Genomic DNA, 17,407 nt, shown 5'->3' on the forward strand with positions numbered 1-17,407 from the left:
TCGCTCGCCCGTTTTCCCGGAGGAGTCAACCCGTTCCCAAGCCCACCTTAGCCATAATGGTGACTAACGGAACCGCAGCTATCGTAAGGTTTTCTGATATAGAATATGTGGTTACATCATATATGCATCAAAGTGATCTAAAGCCTTATATGTAAAGGGGGTTAGTATCTAAAATACATTTTCCTTAAGCAAGAAATTAAATGATTTCAGCCATAGGTCCGTTAATTTCCATTAAAAAACCTCCTGAAAGAATCAGGAGGTTAAACTATTTGTTATACAACATTTAGGCTGCTTTGGTCTGGTTTGATGTTTCATTTGAGATTCTTGTACGTTTGGTGATGTTCTGAACGATTGGGTACACAATGATCATTAGGACAGTATTGAGCAGTGCTGTTGGAAGTACAACTGAAGCATACAATACTGAAAATCCTGCGTTCCCTAGACCCATAATCACAACGGGGATAAATAAGAAGATACCACCGCTAATCAAGGTTCCAATCGCTGTAATGGTTGGTGCAAGTTTCTGTTTACTCATGGATTTTTCTAATACCTTAACCATCCCTAAGATGATAAAAGCAGTAATGGGCTTTTCAATAATGTTCGCAATTTGTCCACCTGGAAAGCCAGTAGTCATCGCTGAAATGAATCCTGTTGCAAGTGATGCTAACAAAACATATCGTCCTTTAGGAAAAAGAATAATTCCAAGCATCATCATAACAAGTGATAAATCCGGCGTAACTCCAAAAATAATAGGTGGCATGATTGTATGAAGCGCAGCCCCAATCCCGATAAGCAATGATAGAAATACTAACACACGAGTATCCAAACGTGTATTCATGATACATCTCTCCTCTTCTAAACTAGTCTCAACTAAAGTAATTTACTTTCCAACTGTGTCCTCGTGACCAACTGCGAAAGTATGTTCATGATTATAACATAATGATTTAGACATGTAGAGTGGAAATATTTTTCAAATATAACCCGTAATAAAGGGAAGTTTAGGAGTGTATTTAATGAAAGCAAAAATGATTGAGAAGCCAAGTTTCACTATTGTAGGAATGAAGTGTGATACGACGATGGAAGAAAAGGATAAGATTATTCCTAAGGTTGTTGATGAATTCCATATGAAACGTATGGAAGAGGTAGAGGACAGAATAAATGCTCCAAATGCTTATGGTGTATTTGTCGATCCTCCAAACTGGGATCCTGAAACTGAATCATTTACGTGGATTACAGCTGTTGAGATAGAAAGTGGAGGCAAGGTTCCAGAAGGCATGATCAGCAAAACGATACCAGCTCATACTTATGCTGCGGTATATTATGACCCTAAAACGATGACGATGAATCCTTATATTGATCTTCACCGATGGATCAATGAGCAAGGTTATACTCAGATAGAAGGCTTCGGATTTGAAGTACATACTTCATATGAAGGGGCTAACACGCCTTACACACTACATTTACCGGTTCAAAAGGGATAAGCATTTTAATGAAGGAATGAAACGCTGTGATGGTACGAGAAGCGAGAATTGAAGTAGACTGCAGTTGATTTTAAAAAAAACTTGGTCTTACACCTATGAGTTTGGCTAATGATTATGCTGAAATTAAAATTGTATTGATAAAATTTTAAAGCAAAAATGCTCAGGGATACCTGAGCATTTTGGTTATTTAATATGTTTTCCAATATCGGACGCAATTTGTTGTAGATCTTCTGGGGTGTAGTCATCACTATGCGTTTCCCATTTAGCACCAAAACCATCATCACTACCATAGCGAGGAATTAGATGGATATGTAAATGGAATACGGATTGACCTGCAGGCTCTTCATTATTGTTTAGAATGTTTAGACCTACGGGTTTATACGTTTCTTTAATGGCATTTGCGATTTTTGGAACGCGTGCAAAAAGGTTTTCAGCCACCTTTTCGTCAGTACCATAAATGTCTTTTGTGTGCTGTTTAGGAATAACAAGAGTGTGTCCCTTGGTTACTTGGCTAATATCGAGGAATGCATATACGTGTTCATCTTCATAAACTTTCGCAGAAGGAATTTCTCCGTCGATAATTTTACAAAAAATACAATCTTGGCTCATGTGAATCCTCCATTCGATTTTGATTAATCTTATCGTACCAAATAAGAGAGGCTTATCCAAAGTGAAAGCAAGAATTTTTGAGGCTTTCAGCAAAGTAATCATAATAAAATAATAAAAGGCAAAGCACTTCCGAAGAAGTACTTTGCCGAAGAAGGCGAGAGTAAGTTGTCGGTGTATCTAAATGGATACATTGGGGACTACTCTGACATGCGTGGGGTCGCCACTATGTTTGAATCAGCGGTAAGCGATTCAAAAATCATGCACAGAGTGCGCTATTATACCTGCTGTCAACACCTCATTTGTCTAAGAAAATGTGTGTGTTTCAACCTCAAACCTAATGGTGGAGATCTAAATCAGCATGGTCTTTCACTGACACCTCATTTCGATTTTTAAGCCTAAACTTAAGAACTTCAAGGGTCGTTCAGTGATCGGTAACGACAAATTACTCTGTTGCCTTCAAGAGTTATATTGCACAAAATCATAAGATACTATGCGGATTTTTTATAGGAGTTGTATTTAATCCTTATTCCGTTATATGGCAGTTATCTTGAATAAGCTGGTGCGGGATGGTTCCGTTACGTTTATGCAGTTCGGCGGGCAGTGGTCTCTTGGGAAGGGACAGTAATCCCTCGGGTAGGCGACGGAATCGCTCGGGTAGGTGACGGAATCGCTCGGGTAGGTGACGGAATCGCTCGGGTAAGCGACGGAATCGCTCGGGTAGGCGACGGAATCGCTTGGGTAAGCGACGGAATCGCTCGGGTAGGCGATGGAATCGCTTGGGTAGCCGATGAAAAGCTCGTATTATCTCGAATCCAAGTCTTCCAAATAAGGGGGCTTAAAATAGAAGATATATAATCTCCAACAGTGAAAACGAGCTTTTCCATGTCGATTGATGTCTTTTCTTGGTTTTGCTTTGTTAAAGTGTAAGGAGAATGATAAAATTTGAAAGAGCGAAGCATGAAGAGAGGGATACTTGTATGAGTGCATTATTACATATTAAAGATCTAGTTGGTGGCTATACACATAAGAACGTTTTACATGGCATTTCATTTGATATCCAACCCGGTGAAATTGTTGGGTTAATCGGTCTTAATGGGGCAGGGAAAAGTACAACCATTAAGCATGTTATTGGATTAATGCAACAAAAGCAGGGAGAAGTGCTCATTGATGGGCAATCTTTTCAAGATAACCCTGAAGCATACCGCGGGAAATTTTCTTATATTCCAGAGATGCCTGTATTATATGACGAGTTAACATTAGAAGAGCATCTCCGATTAACGGCGATGGCATATGGATTATCAGAAGATGTATTCAAACAACGTCTTCAACCATTATTAAAAGAATTTCGAATGGAGAAAAAATTAAATTGGTTCCCTGTGCATTTTTCGAAAGGAATGCGTCAAAAAGTTATGATCATGTGTGCCTTTTTAGTGGAACCATCCTTATATATTGTGGATGAACCGTTTGTTGGATTAGATCCATTAGGCATTCAGTCTTACTTACAACTAATGAATGATATGAAAGCGCAAGGTGCAGGGGTATTAATGTCTACACATATCTTAGCAACAGCTGAACGGTATTGTGATCGTTTTGTAATCATTCATGAAGGAGAAGTTCGTGCAAAAGGAACATTAGAAGAACTTCGAGCATCATTCCAAATGCCAGATGCAACGTTGGATGACCTTTACGTCCAACTAACAAAGGAAGATGATCAATGATTAACGCAAGAACACTCTGGAGAGATCGGCTTCAGAATCATGCCAAAGAGATGAACCGATACTTACGTTTAATGTTTAATGATCATTTTTCGTTTGCGATGTTTTTCTTTTTAGTTGGAATGGCCTATGTGTATCAACAATGGTTAAGTTCTTTGCCAGAAGATTTTCCAACAGCTTGGCTTATGGCTATCGTTTTTGGATTGGTCATAGCCTATAGTCCTGTTCGCACACTGTTAAAAGAAGCCGATCTGGTTTTCTTACTACCTGCTGAATCACAGCTTGGGCCATTTTTCCGAAATGGATGGTTATATAGTTTTTTCACGCAAGTCTTTTACTTATTTTTTATTGTTGTAGCATTCGGGCCACTTTATTTCACATCGTTCCCAGAGCGCAGCATAACCGAATACGTTTTGTTTTGCGTGGTTCTGGTCGTTTTTAAGGCTTGGAATCTGCTTGCCCATTGGTGGGAAGTAAATAGCCGCATGAGATACAGTGGATATCTGGACACTATCTTTCGTATTGTTCTTAATACCTTAACGTTTTATTTCATTGTGGTTGGTGATGCGCTTTTATTTGCGGCAATAACTACGGTCTTATTCTTTGGCGTTATGATGTATGATTACACGCTAGCGAAAAAACGACGTGGAATTGCATGGGATGTATTAATTGAAAAAGAATCAGCTCGCATGCAAGCATTTTATCGAATTGCCAATCTCTTTACTGATGTGCCCCATCTTAAGAAAACTATTAAAAAGCGCCATTGGCTTGTCCGCTTATTAAAAGAGCCAATTTCACATGCGTCTGGAAATAGTTATGATTATCTGTATCGGATCACATTTGTTCGAAGTAGTGATTATTTAGGGATGTATCTTCGACTGCTTGTCATAGCAGGAGCGCTAGTCTATTACGTTCCAAATATATGGGTGAAGTTAGGGTTTGCTTTCTTATTTCTTTATTTAAGTGGTTTTCAGATGATGACGCTTTGGCAACACCACCGCCACTTAGACTGGCTTGAGCTTTATCCTGTTCCTTTAGAGCAAAGGAAGAGCGCGCTTTTAAAATGGCTATTCCAATTGTTATTATTCAAAACCTTTGTATTAGGTGTAGTCTTCCTGTTCCTATGGAATTTGTTAGGGCTAGCTTTCGTATGGATTGGTGGAGCATTGTTAAGCTATGTGCTCGTTTACAAGTATTTATCCAAAAGACTGACGTAATGGAACTCCCCTCGAGTAAATGGCTTGAGGGGATTCTTGTATAGAGAAGGAGTGCTGAGGATGTTGGAAACAACGTATAATGACAAAGCTTTACGGGAAGCAAAGCGTTGGGTAAAGCAAATGGAAAAGCGTTCTTCGTTATTACAACGTACATCGAAACGTATGCAAACAGCTGTAAATAAAAAAATACCTGATCGTGTGCATGCTGTTGTAACAGATAGTATTAAGCGAATGATTGAGCTATCTTTGACAAGTTCTCATTATATTTATCCGATTGAAGTAGATCCATCTTGGTCTTTAAAAGAAAGAGAAGAGGCTGTAAAAGAAAGGCTTACGCAATATAAACGAACAGCTGCACTTGAAGGTGCTGGTACAGGAGCTGGTGGCATTCTTCTGGGGATGGCTGACTTTCCTTTACTGCTCTCTATAAAAATGAAATTTCTATTTGATGTTGGTCGAATTTATGGGTATGATGTTCGAAAATATGAAGAGCGTATGTACTTATTACACTTGTTTATTTTAGCTTTTTCAAGCGATGAGAAGAGACAAAGTGTATTAAAAACCGTACTGGACTGGGAAGAAAATAAGGAAGAGTGGCGTGAAGTAGATTGGAAAACACTACAGCTTGAATATCGTGACTCCATTGATTTTGCTAAAGTTCTTCAACTCATTCCAGGTTTAGGCGCTATTGTAGGTGCTGTGGCTAATTTTCATTTTTTAGAAAAACTAGGTGAGACAGCTACTAATGCGTATCGATTAAGAATATTGGATAAATAAAAGCCACTTTGAGGATGTCAAAGTGGCTTTAGTTAATTATTGGTGTTTATTTTGATATTCAAGAAAGCTACTAAATAATGTTTTTGCGGCAATAGGTAATGCGCGTTCATCGAAATCAAATTTTGGATGGTGATGAGCGTATACATGACCTTCTTTTTGAGCGCCAGTAAAGTAATAGGCACCTGGCTTTTCTAAAAGGTAATAAGAGAAGTCCTCACCGGTCATAACAGGTGATACAAACTGTGCCTTTTCTACACCTGGTGTTTGGGATGCAGCATCTAACACTAATTGTGCTTCTGCTTTATGATTGATAATGGGTGGGTAACCTCTATTGTATTGGAAATCATAATCAGCTTCATGAGCTGTACAAGCTCCTTTGATTTGATTTTCCATTTCTTTAATGACGGTTTCTTGAATATCTTGACCGAACGTTCGAACGGTCCCTGTTATTTTAGCCGTATCAGCAATAACATTAAAGGCTTTTCCAGCTTCAAAAGTCCCTACAGTAACCACAGCTGATCGAAGTGGATCGATTTTACGACTCACAATTTGCTGGAGTGATGTAACTAGTTGTGATGCGATTAGAATAGAGTCTTTTGTTTGATGTGGGATCGCACCATGTCCACCTTTTCCTTGAATCGTGATCTCAAAAGCATCGGCTCCAGCGAAAAATGCTTCAGGAGCAGTTTCAATTGTGCCAACTTCCGTGCTAATCCATAAATGGGTTCCAAACACGGCATCTACACCTTCTAATGCCCCGTCTTCAATCATTGGTTTCGCTCCACCGGGGGTGAACTCTTCAGCATGTTGATGGAGAAAGACAATGGTTCCTGGAATATCATCTTTATATGGAAGAAGGGCTTTTGCTAAGCATAATAAAGCGGCTGTGTGACCATCATGACCGCAGGCGTGCATAACACCTGGAACAGTAGATTTATAAGGGACATCCTTTTCATCTTGAATAGGTAAGGCATCAAAATCTGCTCGTAATGCGATGGTTTTGCCTGGTTTTCCACCTTCGAGAGTGGCAACAACCCCATTACCTCCGACATTCGCTCGATAAGGGATTCCTAACTCTTCATATTGGTTCGCAATATATTTTGCGGTTTCCGTCTCTTGGAAGGAAAGCTCTGGATGTTGGTGTAAGTAACGACGAATATGTACCATTTCATCAAAATAGCTATCAATTTCTTGATATATCTTTTCCCACATAATGGATCCTCCTCTCACTTTGGTTTATTATAACAAAGTTATACCGTGATCGTACTTATTTAAAATTGAAAAACCTCCACTTATTGTGGAGGTTTTTGTTCGAAATTGTAGCTCATAGATGTCTAGCTCCAGCGCCCAGCAATGAAGGGACTTCCCTCGCCTCCGTTCGATAAGTCAACATCAAATTGCTTCACAATTTGTGTTTCCTTTATCTCACTACGGGCTCAGTCCAGTCCCTTCGTTGCTAAACGGGCGCTTGCGCCTTTCTTATTGTAAGCGTGGGTCAGCAAGAAGGCGTTCCATTTCTTCCATATGACCTGTTTCATCAGCGATCATATCATCAAGTTTAACAACTAGCTCTGTTAAACCTAGCTCTTCTGCTTGCTCCTTACGCGTTTCATAACGTTTGATTGTATCTTCTTCAGCTCGTTTAGCTTCTTCAAGCATTTCTTTTACATCAGTAAGTTGTTTAACTTCAGCTGGTTTTGTAGTTGGTGTGCCACCTAATGTTTTAATCTTTTCAGCTAAGTACAGAGCGTGACCCTGTTCATCACCAATTTCACTTTCGAAAAACGGTTTTAAAATCTGATAATAGAGTCCCTGTACCACAGCGGCATTGTACGTGTACATAATACTTGCTGCATACTCATGTGCAAGATCTTCGTTTAAACCATCAATAAGTTCTTTGCGTTTTGCATCCATTTGTATCACCTCGTTTAAATTGATTGCACATAAAATAAATTTCCCTTAATAAAAAAATCTAAACATTTACAATTTGAGACTGTACAATAAAGTAGTTGAAAGGAGAGTGGGGGATTATGGGTGAAAAACCAACAGCAAAAACGATACATGTAATAATCTTTTTCAGCACTTTTGCAATAGGGATTGCCAGTTTATTAACGATGCAAGTAGTGACAGAGACAATACCGTCTCTCGATATATGGGCAAGAGAATTGAGAAGTGGGTGGGGGAACACCTCTCTGTACACTTTTTTCGAAGATGTTACAGTACTAGGATCTAGCGCATTTTTAGCTCCGTTCACACTCATAATGGCAGTTTGGTTATGGTGGCGTAAAAAAGATCTATTTGCCTCTATCGTATTATTAATAGGTGTCATAGGAACCTACGCAATAAATAAGGGCATAAAGTTTGCTGTTCAACGCAGTCGTCCTGATTGGAGTGGTGCAATTGAAACCGATGGCTTCAGTTATCCAAGCGGCGGAGCAATGTTGTCGTTACTTTGTTTTGCATTAGTTACGTATTTTCTGATTCTACATGCTCAAAAAGCATGGAGTAAGGTGATTTTATTCGTTATCACTTTCACAGCTATTGTATTGACTGGGTTCAGTCGGTATTTGCTTGGAGCTCATTATTTAACAGATGTTATTGCTGGCTTTTCATTTGGTTTCATTTGTTTAAGTGTTCTTATAGGACTTTATCATAGGTTTTCCAACCAAAACATTGCTTCCTCAGACTAGAGGCGGATATGAAAACCATCCAGGGGTCGTTTTGGAGAAATAGCATGTTTCATATAATAAGATTAAGCAAGAAAAAGAAGGAATATTTCCCTGAGTATCTAATTTATATAGGATAGGGCTCAGGTATATAAAGGGTGATGAGACATGAGAAACTTCAGTGTATCGAAAATTGTTGTCGCTTTCGTCTTTATAGCGATTGGTGTATTTCTAATATTGGCGAATCTTGACGTTATTTCCCTGGAAATGAATGATGCGTTTATTTTCATTTATCCATTGTTATTTGTTCTCATAGGGTTGAAGTTAGTTTTTGATGGGATAAGAGGAGACGGTGACGGATGGCCTGTGGGTGCTTTCTTGGTCGTATTCGGAGGTCTTCTTATTTTAGACCGCTTTGATATCATCTCTTTTCAATTCGGAGATATTTGGAGTTTATGGCCAATTATCTTAGTATTCATCGGGATCTCCATGTTTAAGCCGAAAAGAAAATCGAAACATGTGGAGATTACAACAGAAACCGATAATGAAGATGAAGGGGAAGACCAACCCAAAAAAAATCGTAAGAAAAAGCGTAACTTCACTGTTGGAGACCATAGTTTTAACGAACAAAATTGGAAAGTAGAACCGATGGATTTATGGAATGCGATCGGAGACTATCATATTGATTTCACAAAAGCATTTATCCCAGAGAAAGATACATCGATTGCGATCTCAGGTGTGATTGGGGATGTAAAGATACTGATGCCTGAAAACGTAGCTTTTCGTGTTGATGCTCGGATTAAAACAGGCGACATAAAAGTGTTAGATGAGAAGTCTGAAGGGATTAACCGGAAATTAAGCTATCAAACGCCTGACTATGATGAAGCAACACGTAAAATAACCTTGGATATTGACTTTAAAATTGGTGATATTCGAGTTGATAAGGTGTAGGTGAGAGAGATGCTAAAAAAATTAAATAGCATACGTTATAAGTTCATTCGATCTCATTTGTATGGGTTGTTCTTAATTACAACGATTCTGCTCTCTATTTTTCTAGGGTTATATGTTTCCTTGGAACCATCATGGCTAACGTCAGAAGCGATTTTCCTCTTTATAGGGACCATGGTGGTCGTTTCTTTTTTTGTATCTTTATATGTAGGTTTTCAATCCAGTGGTCAACTTAAAGAAAAATTAGATGGCTTATCTACGTTAATCACTTCTTTATCTAGAGGGAATTACAATTCTCGCATTCATTTAACACCTGAGGATGAAATCACACGCATTGGGGATGAGTTAAATGGCCTTGCTGAGAAATTGAAAACGCAGGTTCGGTCTCTTCAGAAAATGGCAGATGAACGATCTGAATATGCTAAATCCGCTCACAAAGCAGCTACCATTGAAGAGAGACAGCGACTAGCAAGAGATTTGCATGACGCTGTTAGTCAACAATTGTTTGCTCTTACGATGATGTCTCAGGCTACATTACGTATGTTTGATCAAGATCCCTCTAAAGCAAAATCACAACTAGAAGAAATCACCTCTATGGCGTTACAGGCTCAGACAGAAATGAGAGCCCTTCTACTACATCTTCGTCCTGTCCATTTATCAGGGGATCCACTGGATAAAGGGATACATAATTTAGTTGAAGAATTAAAACAAAAATGTCAAATCGATTTTGATGTTCAAATTGAAGAGGTTCAGGATGTGTCGGATGGAGCGGAAGAGCATTTGTTTAGAATTGTTCAGGAAGCTTTATCGAATATTCTTCGTCATTCTGAAGCAACTTCAGTGAAGCTAACTCTAAAACCTTTGAACCAAGAGATATTTTTGCATATTGGTGATAACGGTAAAGGTTTTGAAGTGAACCAAGATAAGAAAACATCCTATGGACTCAAAACGATGCAAGAGCGTACAGAAGAAATCGGTGGAACCTTCAAGATTCGTTCTAGACCTGATGAAGGTACGTATATTGATATAAGAATTCCTGTGTAGGAGGCGCATAATATGAGCGATTCAATTCGTGTTGTTGTAATTGATGACCATGATGTTGTTCGAAAAGGTGTCATTGCTTATTTAATGACAGAACCTGAGTTAGATATTGTGGGAGAAGCAAACAGTGGTAACGAAGGGGCTAAAGTTGCTATTAAAGAACAGCCAGATGTCGTATTAATGGATTTAATCATGGAAAATGGTACTGGTATAGAGGCAACGGAAAAAATCATGAAAGAGCTACCTGATTGTAAGATTATTATTCTTACAAGCTATTATGATGATGAAAAAGTTTTCCCTGCACTAGAAGCGGGAGCATTTAGTTATATGCTGAAAACCTCTTCAGCTGATGAGATTGCTGAGGCCATCAAAAAAGCATCTCGTGGAGAAACATACATCGAACCAAAAGTAGCGAATAAGATGATGACTCGTTTTCGAACGCAGGAAAAGAAGCCTCATGAAGATTTAACAGAACGAGAACTAGAAGTGTTAATGTGTATTGGTGATGGTCTTACCAACCAAGAGATCAGTGATAAATTATATATTGGAATTAAAACAGTGAAAACGCATGTTAGTAATATTTTAAGCAAACTTGGTGTATATGATCGTACCCAAGCAGCAGTTTATGCTCACAAAAATGGACTCATTCGTAAGCAAAATTTATAAGAGTGAACAAAAGCTATCCTGAGTGGATGGCTTTTTATATGGGAAAAATGTTTGAAATAGCATTCCATTAAATCCCTCTATTGTTGAAGACTTGGAATCGAGATAAGTTGAGAGCAGTCCGTTGCTTGTATGAGAGTTAGGGGGTCAGTGAAACGTCGATACTCCTGTGGAAGACCTGCTGAGTATCCTAGTTCACTCCGTTCTCTGTGGGGTCTCATCTGTCCTTTCTACCGCGGGAGTTTGCCGTTTCCCTCACCCCTTTACATTTATGGTGAATAACAGACCCTAGTTGTGTGAGTTCTAACCCTTACGGACATTTGTTCCTTTATTTTTCTTTTTGAAAGGATTTCAATATTCGTTACGGACATATGGTGCCTTATTTGTGACAAAATGGGCTGTTTTAAGGTGATTTGAAGCAAATAACGGAATGAATGTCCGTAAGCTCTTCCACATATTCATTTTAAGGTGAAATAACGGAATAAATGTCCGTATGAAATCTCTCTTATATCGCTGCAGTTCCGTTAATCTCAATAACGCTAAGGTGGGCTGTGGAACGGGTTGACTCCTCCGGTAGAAAGGGCGAGCGAGATCCCGCAGGAACTAAGTGACGAGGAAGCTCGATCGGTCTTCCGGGGGAAAGCAACCCGTTTCACAGCCCGCCGCACTACACAAAAGCAACGGAACCACTCTGCACCTTATTCAACATAACTGCCATATAAAGGAGTAACACATAAATTTGGGTGGCAAGACTTTTGCCATATGATAAAGTCTTATATACTAGTAACATTAGAAACTAAAATTATAAATGAAATTTAATAAAAGATATTATTTGGAGATGAAATAGATGAATCAAAAAAGTGAAGTAGTCTTATTCATAGCATGGGTCCAAGCTGTAATTGCAGTTTTGGGTAGTTTATATTTTTCAGAAGTAAAAGACTTTATTCCTTGTGAGATGTGCTGGTTCCAGCGGATTTTAATGTATCCTCTGGTGTTATTGTATGGCATCTCATTAATCAAAAAGGATTTACGATATGCTGAAGCTGGTTTGTACATGAGTGGAATCGGCATTCTTGTTTCCGCTTATCATTATGGCATTCAAAAGGTACCTGCTCTCCAACATGGTGGAGGTAGTTGTGGTATCGTTCCATGTGATGGTCAGTACATCAATTTGTTTGGATTTATAACGATTCCTTTCCTTGCAGGGACTGCGTTTATTGTAATCTTTACTTGCCACCTGTGGTTAAAGCGAAAAGTTAAGTAATGAAGAAAAGCCCTACTAGATAATCTAGTAGGGCTTTTCTGATTCATAAAGTATTATTTTGCAAAAATGTGCTTTCCAATTTGTTTGATTTGTTCACGTGTCCAAATCCAATCGGACGTAGCGGTTTTTGGATTGAAATAGAAGGTTGAGTTCTGAGTTGGGTCCCATCCTTTGATGGCCGCATAAGCAGCCTTGTATGCTTCATTGTTTGGTGTTAAATAATACTGCTTATCCTGTACTGCTGTGAAAGCTCGTGATTCAAAGATAATTCCTTTGATGCTATTTGGAAAATCTTCATGATGCAGTCGGTTTAGTACAACAGAAGCCACAGCAACTTTTCCTTCAAACGGTTCGCCGCGAGCTTCACCATGGATGATTTGGGCTATCATCTGTATTTCTTTTTGTGTGAATGTTTCATTGCGTAGCGCTTTCCATGTGTTTTGACCCATAATGCCGTCCACAGTTAATCCTCTGCTACGTTGAAAATCGATAACGGCTTGTTCAGTTAACGGACCAAATAATCCGTCTAATTCACCTTTATATAAACCGAGTTGTTTGAGGCGATTCTGAGCACCCCATACATGCCCGTATTGATCACCTTGTTCTAGTATTGGTGTTGCAGCCTTAACTTGTGTAGCTGGTGTAACCACAAAAACGGCAGTAGCAACTGAAAATATAGTCATAAGGGTAATGAGTGCTTTCTTCATGTTGTTTCCCCTTTCTTTCAAATATCTGTATATTATGATAGCGTCATCCCACGCTACTCTCAATAGGAGGTGGTAGGAAGGGGTGGTAATAAATGCTAAATGCGGGCATTAAAAAACGCTCGGCCTGAAGCCAAGCGTTTCCTCTTATTCCTATTCACTTACCATATTATATTGCGTTAAATAAGCAGGACCTGCTACAAAAGGTGGTTTCTCTTTGCTTTCTGGTCCTGAATTTTGGTGTGCTTTTTGAAATGACTGAGAGTTTTTCCATTTTTCAAAGCTGTCTACAGAGTCCCACTGGGTTAACACAATGTATGTATTCCCTTGAGTAGGACGTAGGATACGGATTGCCTGGAAGCCAGGTGAATCTTCAACAGAACCAGCTCTGTTCTTGAAACGATCCTCAAATAATGGTCGCCCTTCATCAGTTACAGGGATATTATTCATAATCACAAACCCTTGCTCCTGCATGTCTCCTACTTGATCAACAACTTCGTACACAAACGGTTCTTGAAAAATATTTTCTTCTTCTGTGTAAGCTAAAGTTTTATCTTCCCCTTGCATAAGCAGGACCGTTGATTCACCGTGTTTTTCTTGAATGCTTTTTAAATACTCATAAGTACCACTTGTCATATAAACTCTCATTAAACGATCTCCTTTCAAAAATCCAACATTCCGCTGTAATACTTTCCCTAAACGTTTCTTAAACTATAGCAATGAAGGAAATTAAAAAGCAAGCTTTATGACTATCGTGAGTTTTCTCGAGTATAAGGTATATCGTATAATAGAAGAGATAGGCAACATTAAAGAGGTGAACATCTTGAAGTGGAATCTAAATACACTTCACCCAAAGAGATGGGGGAAGAAAACCAGGTGGGCGGTTATCGCGCTCATATCTACTATTCTTCTAACCATTGGTGGCTATTATTTGCTGCTTATGGGAGGGAAGAGTGTGGTTGATAAGAAGTTACTCGTATTAGACCAAGCCTCTCAAATCGAAACAGCTGATGGGGAGGTACTTACCAAATTATATAAACAGAATCGGACAGTCGTTTCGATTGATGAAATACCTCAACATGTTGAGGATGCATTTATCGCAATTGAAGACACACGATTTTATGAACACAGTGGGATTGATTTAAAAGCCATTGCGAGAGCGATTTATCGGGACATTATTGCCATGGAAAAAGTGGAGGGCGGAAGTACCATTACACAACAGCTCTCGAAAAACCTATTCCTAACTAATGATAAAACGTGGACGCGTAAGTTTAAGGAAATTATGGCAGCACTTTATCTTGAGCAGGAAGTCAGTAAAGAACGAATTCTTCAATACTATTTAAATACGATCTATTTCGGAAATGGGATTTATGGTGTAGAAGAGGCTTCTCAGTATTTTTTTAACAAACCAATTGAAAAGCTTACGATCTCTGAGGGAGCACTCTTAGCTGCTTTACCCAAAGCTCCGAACTACTATGACCCAGTTGAACACCCTGAACGGGCTAAACAACGAAGGAACCTCGTGCTAAACCGAATGCATGAGACAGGCATGGTCTCCACGGAAAAAGTCGTGCAACTACAACGAAAAACGCTTGGGATCGAAAGAGGGAACCCAGAGAAAAAGCCCTGGATGAATAGTTACATTGATCTTGTGATTAAAGAAGCAACAGAAGAATATGACCTGAGCAAGGAAGAGTTATATCAGGGAGGTTTTCGCATTGTAGTTGGTGTTGACCAGGATATACAAGAATCCTCCTATGAAGCCATGCAAAATGACGACTATTTCCCAGGTTCTACAAAAGGGGTAGAAGGTTCATTTCTGTTAATGGAAGAGAAGACAGGCCGTATCGTGGCTGCTCATGGTGGGCGTAATTATCAAAGAGGTGACTTGAACCGCATCCATATTAAACAACAACCTGGTTCTGTGATGAAGCCTTTAGCTGTTTATGGTCCTGCGCTTGATCTACCAAACTACCAACCTTACTCCGTTTTAGAGGATAAAAAACGTTCCTATGGGGAGTATCAGCCTGAGAACTATGACAATCGTTATGAGGGGCAGGTCTCCTTATACAAGGCATTACAGCAATCCAAAAATGCTCCTGCGGTTTGGCTTTTGAACAAAATGGGTGTTGACTATGCTAAGGATTATTTAAATAAGATGGGCATGAACCTATCTGAAAATGGTCTTTCTATAGCGCTTGGAGGATTAAAGGAAGGTGTGACACCAATGGATATGGTGAGGTCATATCGTTCCTTCATTCACGGTGGTGAAATGATTGAACCTCATACGATTTTAAAAATCTACAATCAAAATGGGGAACTTGTGAGCCATCATAAAGATGAAACGAAGCAAATCTTCCAACCGCAAACTGCTTGGAGTATGACTAGAATGCTTCAATCAGTAGTTAAAGATGGTACAGCCCGTGCTGGATCCTATTCAAAAGCTCTGGCAGGGAAAACTGGATCAACCCAACATCCTATGGTGTCTGGCAAAACAAATGATGCTTGGTTTGTAGGCTATACGCCGAACTATGTTGGGGCTGTATGGATGGGCTATGACAAAATTGATAAGAACCATTATTTAAACAGTGGAAGCGCCTATCCTACCCGACTGATAAAAGATGTTTTATCTAAAATAGATCAAAAAAGAGACCTACAAGCTTCTTTTGTGAAACCTGAAGGAGTAGAGGATGTTCCTGAGCCGATTGAACTTCCTGTAATCGATGATCTTCAAGGTACGCTATCATTTGGTTCCCTTACTCTAATTAAAGGAAAACTGACATGGACTCCTTCTTCTGATAATCGAGTCGTTTACCGTATTTACCGTGTTGAAAGCGGGCAAGATGCTAAAGTTGGAGAAGTAACTGGAAAGGGATCTTATCAATTAGATCGAGTCAAACTTTTTGATGAAGAAGTTTATTATGTTGTTCCTTACAATCCTTTAACAAAATTAGAAGGCGAACCATCTAACCGAGTAAAAGTATCATTAGATTGGTAACTTAAGGAAGAGATGCTTTTTAACAGCATCTCTTTTTTCTTTCGCTCAATCTTCTAGTAGAATGGAGAATGGAAGTTCATAGGATATTGGATGTTTGAGGACTGAGTTTGAGTGATAGTGGTGTAATACATAGCAGGATTGGGATTTCGATTCTTTACGACAAATCTATGACAAAATGCTCAATTCTCTATACATCTTAATCGGATACAGTTATATTGGTAAAAGAGTTAAAATTGGACGAATGTGAAGGTGAGACAAGATGACAAATACATTTAATGATACGATTTTGAAAGCGTTTCGGGGAGAGCCTACAGATCATGTACCAGTATGGTTTATGCGTCAGGCTGGACGTTCTCAGCCGGAGTATAGAAAATTAAAAGAGAAATATTCTCTTTTTGAAATTACACATCAACCTGAATTATGTGCATATGTGACTAGACTACCTGTTGAGCAGTACAACGTAGATGCTGCGATTTTATATAAAGACATTATGTCTCCATTACCTGCGATCGGTGTAGATGTAGAAATCAAGAAAGGCATTGGTCCGGTTATTGATAACCCAATCCGTTCAAAAGCTGATGTGGAAAAGCTTGGCGAGATTGATCCAGATTCGGATGTGCCTTATGTACTTGATACGATTCGTTTATTAACAAGAGAACAGCTTAATGTTCCTTTAATCGGGTTTAGCGGAGCTCCATTTACACTTGCAAGCTACATGATTGAAGGTGGCCCTTCTAAAAACTACAATAAAACCAAAGCGATGATGTATGCGGATTCGGAAGCATGGTTCAAGCTAATGGATAAATTAGCTGACATGACCATTACGTATGTAAAAGCTCAAATTCGAGCTGGAGCGAAAGCTATTCAGATTTTTGATTCATGGGTAGGAGCATTAAATGTACAAGACTACCGTACATTTATTAAGCCTGTCATGGAACGTATTTTCTCAGAGTTACGTGAAGAAAATGTACCACTTATTATGTTCGGTGTAGGAGCAGGTCACTTAGCAAAAGACTGGCATGACCTACCACTTGATGTTGTTGGTTTAGACTGGCGTACATCGATTACAGAAGCACGTAACATGGGAATTCAAAAGCCAGTTCAGGGTAATCTGGATCCTGCTATTCTTTTAGCTGACTGGGATACGATCGAAACTCGTACGAAAGCTATTTTAGATCAAGGTATGCAACAGCCTGGATACATTTTTAACCTAGGTCATGGTGTATTCCCTGAAGTAAATCCAGAAACGTTACGACGCTTAACGGAATTTGTTCATAACTATTCGAAAAAAGCATAAGTGAACCGGAAAAAGGAGAGGTGTTTT

General features: G+C 39.1%; 18 protein-coding genes. 12 read left to right on the forward strand and 6 right to left on the reverse strand.

What is annotated here, in order from left to right:
- Positions 1 to 283: 283 nt before the first annotated feature.
- Positions 284 to 838: a tryptophan transporter gene (locus tag GS400_RS04555; RefSeq protein ID WP_370519746.1), complete on the reverse strand. Its 555-nt coding sequence runs from the start codon at positions 836 to 838 to the stop codon at positions 284 to 286.
- Positions 839 to 1,013: 175 nt separating this feature from the next.
- On the opposite strand from GS400_RS04555, the gene GS400_RS04560 reads away from it, so the two are divergent.
- Complete coding sequence (locus tag GS400_RS04560) at positions 1,014 to 1,481, forward strand: GyrI-like domain-containing protein (protein ID WP_160099420.1); 468 nt, start codon at positions 1,014 to 1,016, stop codon at positions 1,479 to 1,481.
- 183 nt (positions 1,482 to 1,664) lie between these two features.
- Here the strand turns inward: GS400_RS04560 and GS400_RS04565 are convergent, their stop codons facing one another.
- Positions 1,665 to 2,090: an HIT family protein gene (locus tag GS400_RS04565; RefSeq protein WP_160099422.1), complete on the reverse strand. Its 426-nt coding sequence runs from the start codon at positions 2,088 to 2,090 to the stop codon at positions 1,665 to 1,667.
- A 600-nt stretch (positions 2,091 to 2,690) separates the two neighbouring features.
- Between GS400_RS04565 and GS400_RS04570 the strand changes: the two genes are divergently transcribed.
- The 4 genes from GS400_RS04570 to GS400_RS04585 all read left to right on the forward strand — a co-directional run bounded on the left by GS400_RS04570 (position 2,691) and on the right by GS400_RS04585 (position 5,799).
- Positions 2,691 to 2,945: a hypothetical protein gene (locus GS400_RS04570; protein ID WP_160099424.1), complete on the forward strand. Its 255-nt coding sequence runs from the start codon at positions 2,691 to 2,693 to the stop codon at positions 2,943 to 2,945.
- 122 nt (positions 2,946 to 3,067) lie between these two features.
- A complete protein-coding gene (locus tag GS400_RS04575; RefSeq protein WP_160099426.1) occupies positions 3,068 to 3,808 on the forward strand; it encodes an ABC transporter ATP-binding protein in 741 nt (246 codons plus the stop codon).
- Positions 3,805 to 5,022 (forward strand): ABC transporter permease, encoded by a 1,218-nt coding sequence (locus tag GS400_RS04580; RefSeq protein WP_160099428.1) that lies wholly within the window; start codon positions 3,805 to 3,807, stop codon positions 5,020 to 5,022. The genes GS400_RS04575 and GS400_RS04580 overlap by 4 nt, the downstream gene beginning before the upstream one ends.
- 60 nt (positions 5,023 to 5,082) lie before the next feature.
- A complete protein-coding gene (locus GS400_RS04585) occupies positions 5,083 to 5,799 on the forward strand; it encodes an EcsC family protein (RefSeq protein ID WP_160099430.1) in 717 nt (238 codons plus the stop codon).
- 36 nt (positions 5,800 to 5,835) lie between these two features.
- On the opposite strand, the gene GS400_RS04590 is transcribed toward GS400_RS04585, so the two are convergent.
- Both GS400_RS04590 and GS400_RS04595 read right to left on the reverse strand, forming a co-directional pair.
- A complete protein-coding gene (locus GS400_RS04590; protein ID WP_160099432.1) occupies positions 5,836 to 7,011 on the reverse strand; it encodes an amidohydrolase in 1,176 nt (391 codons plus the stop codon).
- Positions 7,012 to 7,278: 267 nt separating this feature from the next.
- On the reverse strand, positions 7,279 to 7,713 hold the full coding sequence (locus GS400_RS04595) for a ferritin-like domain-containing protein (RefSeq protein ID WP_160099434.1): 435 nt from the start codon (positions 7,711 to 7,713) through the stop codon (positions 7,279 to 7,281).
- 116 nt (positions 7,714 to 7,829) lie between these two features.
- Here GS400_RS04595 and GS400_RS04600 point away from each other — a divergent pair, with 116 nt between their 5' ends.
- The 5 genes from GS400_RS04600 to GS400_RS04620 all read left to right on the forward strand — a co-directional run bounded on the left by GS400_RS04600 (position 7,830) and on the right by GS400_RS04620 (position 12,381).
- Positions 7,830 to 8,489, forward strand: coding sequence for a phosphatase PAP2 family protein (locus GS400_RS04600; protein WP_160099436.1), 660 nt, complete (start codon positions 7,830 to 7,832; stop codon positions 8,487 to 8,489).
- 144 nt (positions 8,490 to 8,633) lie between these two features.
- The gene (gene liaF / locus GS400_RS04605) at positions 8,634 to 9,416 is read left to right on the forward strand and encodes a cell wall-active antibiotics response protein LiaF (protein ID WP_160099438.1); all 783 of its coding nucleotides are present in this window, start codon (positions 8,634 to 8,636) and stop codon (positions 9,414 to 9,416) included.
- 9 nt (positions 9,417 to 9,425) lie between these two features.
- Positions 9,426 to 10,457 (forward strand): sensor histidine kinase, encoded by a 1,032-nt coding sequence (locus GS400_RS04610; RefSeq protein ID WP_160099439.1) that lies wholly within the window; start codon positions 9,426 to 9,428, stop codon positions 10,455 to 10,457.
- Between the two features lie 12 nt (positions 10,458 to 10,469).
- Positions 10,470 to 11,120 carry a response regulator gene (locus GS400_RS04615; protein ID WP_160099441.1) on the forward strand — a complete coding sequence of 217 codons (651 nt, stop codon included), beginning with the start codon at positions 10,470 to 10,472 and terminating at the stop codon, positions 11,118 to 11,120.
- A gap of 844 nt (positions 11,121 to 11,964) precedes the next feature.
- Positions 11,965 to 12,381 (forward strand): disulfide oxidoreductase, encoded by a 417-nt coding sequence (locus GS400_RS04620; protein WP_160099443.1) that lies wholly within the window; start codon positions 11,965 to 11,967, stop codon positions 12,379 to 12,381.
- A 53-nt stretch (positions 12,382 to 12,434) separates the two neighbouring features.
- Here GS400_RS04620 and sleB read toward each other — a convergent pair whose 3' ends face one another.
- Both sleB and GS400_RS04630 read right to left on the reverse strand, forming a co-directional pair.
- The gene (gene sleB, locus GS400_RS04625) at positions 12,435 to 13,088 is read right to left on the reverse strand and encodes a spore cortex-lytic enzyme (RefSeq protein ID WP_160099445.1); all 654 of its coding nucleotides are present in this window, start codon (positions 13,086 to 13,088) and stop codon (positions 12,435 to 12,437) included.
- Positions 13,089 to 13,238: 150 nt separating this feature from the next.
- Entirely contained in the window at positions 13,239 to 13,733 is a 495-nt protein-coding gene (locus GS400_RS04630) for an antibiotic biosynthesis monooxygenase family protein (protein WP_160099447.1), read from the reverse strand.
- Between the two features lie 175 nt (positions 13,734 to 13,908).
- Here GS400_RS04630 and GS400_RS04635 point away from each other — a divergent pair, with 175 nt between their 5' ends.
- Entirely contained in the window at positions 13,909 to 16,083 is a 2,175-nt protein-coding gene (locus GS400_RS04635; protein WP_236561136.1) for a transglycosylase domain-containing protein, read from the forward strand.
- A gap of 259 nt (positions 16,084 to 16,342) precedes the next feature.
- Complete coding sequence (hemE, locus tag GS400_RS04640; protein WP_160099451.1) at positions 16,343 to 17,380, forward strand: uroporphyrinogen decarboxylase; 1,038 nt, start codon at positions 16,343 to 16,345, stop codon at positions 17,378 to 17,380.
- The last annotated feature ends 27 nt before the right edge of the window (positions 17,381 to 17,407 follow it).

The organism is Pontibacillus sp. HMF3514 (assembly GCF_009858175.1).
Lineage (GTDB): Bacteria > Bacillota > Bacilli > Bacillales > BH030062 > Pontibacillus.

Excerpts from the sequence above, each read along its gene's own strand:
- GS400_RS04555 (WP_370519746.1), bottom strand. The coding sequence starts at position 838 with ATGAATACACGTTTGGATACTCGTGTGTTAGTATTTCTATCATTGCTT.
- GS400_RS04560 (WP_160099420.1), top strand. The coding sequence starts at position 1,014 with ATGAAAGCAAAAATGATTGAGAAGCCAAGTTTCACTATTGTAGGAATG.
- GS400_RS04565 (WP_160099422.1), bottom strand. The coding sequence starts at position 2,090 with ATGAGCCAAGATTGTATTTTTTGTAAAATTATCGACGGAGAAATTCCT.
- GS400_RS04575 (WP_160099426.1), top strand. The coding sequence starts at position 3,068 with ATGAGTGCATTATTACATATTAAAGATCTAGTTGGTGGCTATACACAT.
- GS400_RS04580 (WP_160099428.1), top strand. The coding sequence starts at position 3,805 with ATGATTAACGCAAGAACACTCTGGAGAGATCGGCTTCAGAATCATGCC.
- GS400_RS04585 (WP_160099430.1), top strand. The coding sequence starts at position 5,083 with ATGTTGGAAACAACGTATAATGACAAAGCTTTACGGGAAGCAAAGCGT.
- GS400_RS04590 (WP_160099432.1), bottom strand. The coding sequence starts at position 7,011 with ATGTGGGAAAAGATATATCAAGAAATTGATAGCTATTTTGATGAAATG.
- GS400_RS04595 (WP_160099434.1), bottom strand. The coding sequence starts at position 7,713 with ATGGATGCAAAACGCAAAGAACTTATTGATGGTTTAAACGAAGATCTT.
- GS400_RS04600 (WP_160099436.1), top strand. The coding sequence starts at position 7,830 with ATGGGTGAAAAACCAACAGCAAAAACGATACATGTAATAATCTTTTTC.
- liaF (WP_160099438.1), top strand. The coding sequence starts at position 8,634 with ATGAGAAACTTCAGTGTATCGAAAATTGTTGTCGCTTTCGTCTTTATA.
- GS400_RS04610 (WP_160099439.1), top strand. The coding sequence starts at position 9,426 with ATGCTAAAAAAATTAAATAGCATACGTTATAAGTTCATTCGATCTCAT.
- GS400_RS04615 (WP_160099441.1), top strand. The coding sequence starts at position 10,470 with ATGAGCGATTCAATTCGTGTTGTTGTAATTGATGACCATGATGTTGTT.
- GS400_RS04620 (WP_160099443.1), top strand. The coding sequence starts at position 11,965 with ATGAATCAAAAAAGTGAAGTAGTCTTATTCATAGCATGGGTCCAAGCT.
- sleB (WP_160099445.1), bottom strand. The coding sequence starts at position 13,088 with ATGAAGAAAGCACTCATTACCCTTATGACTATATTTTCAGTTGCTACT.
- GS400_RS04630 (WP_160099447.1), bottom strand. The coding sequence starts at position 13,733 with ATGAGAGTTTATATGACAAGTGGTACTTATGAGTATTTAAAAAGCATT.
- hemE (WP_160099451.1), top strand. The coding sequence starts at position 16,343 with ATGACAAATACATTTAATGATACGATTTTGAAAGCGTTTCGGGGAGAG.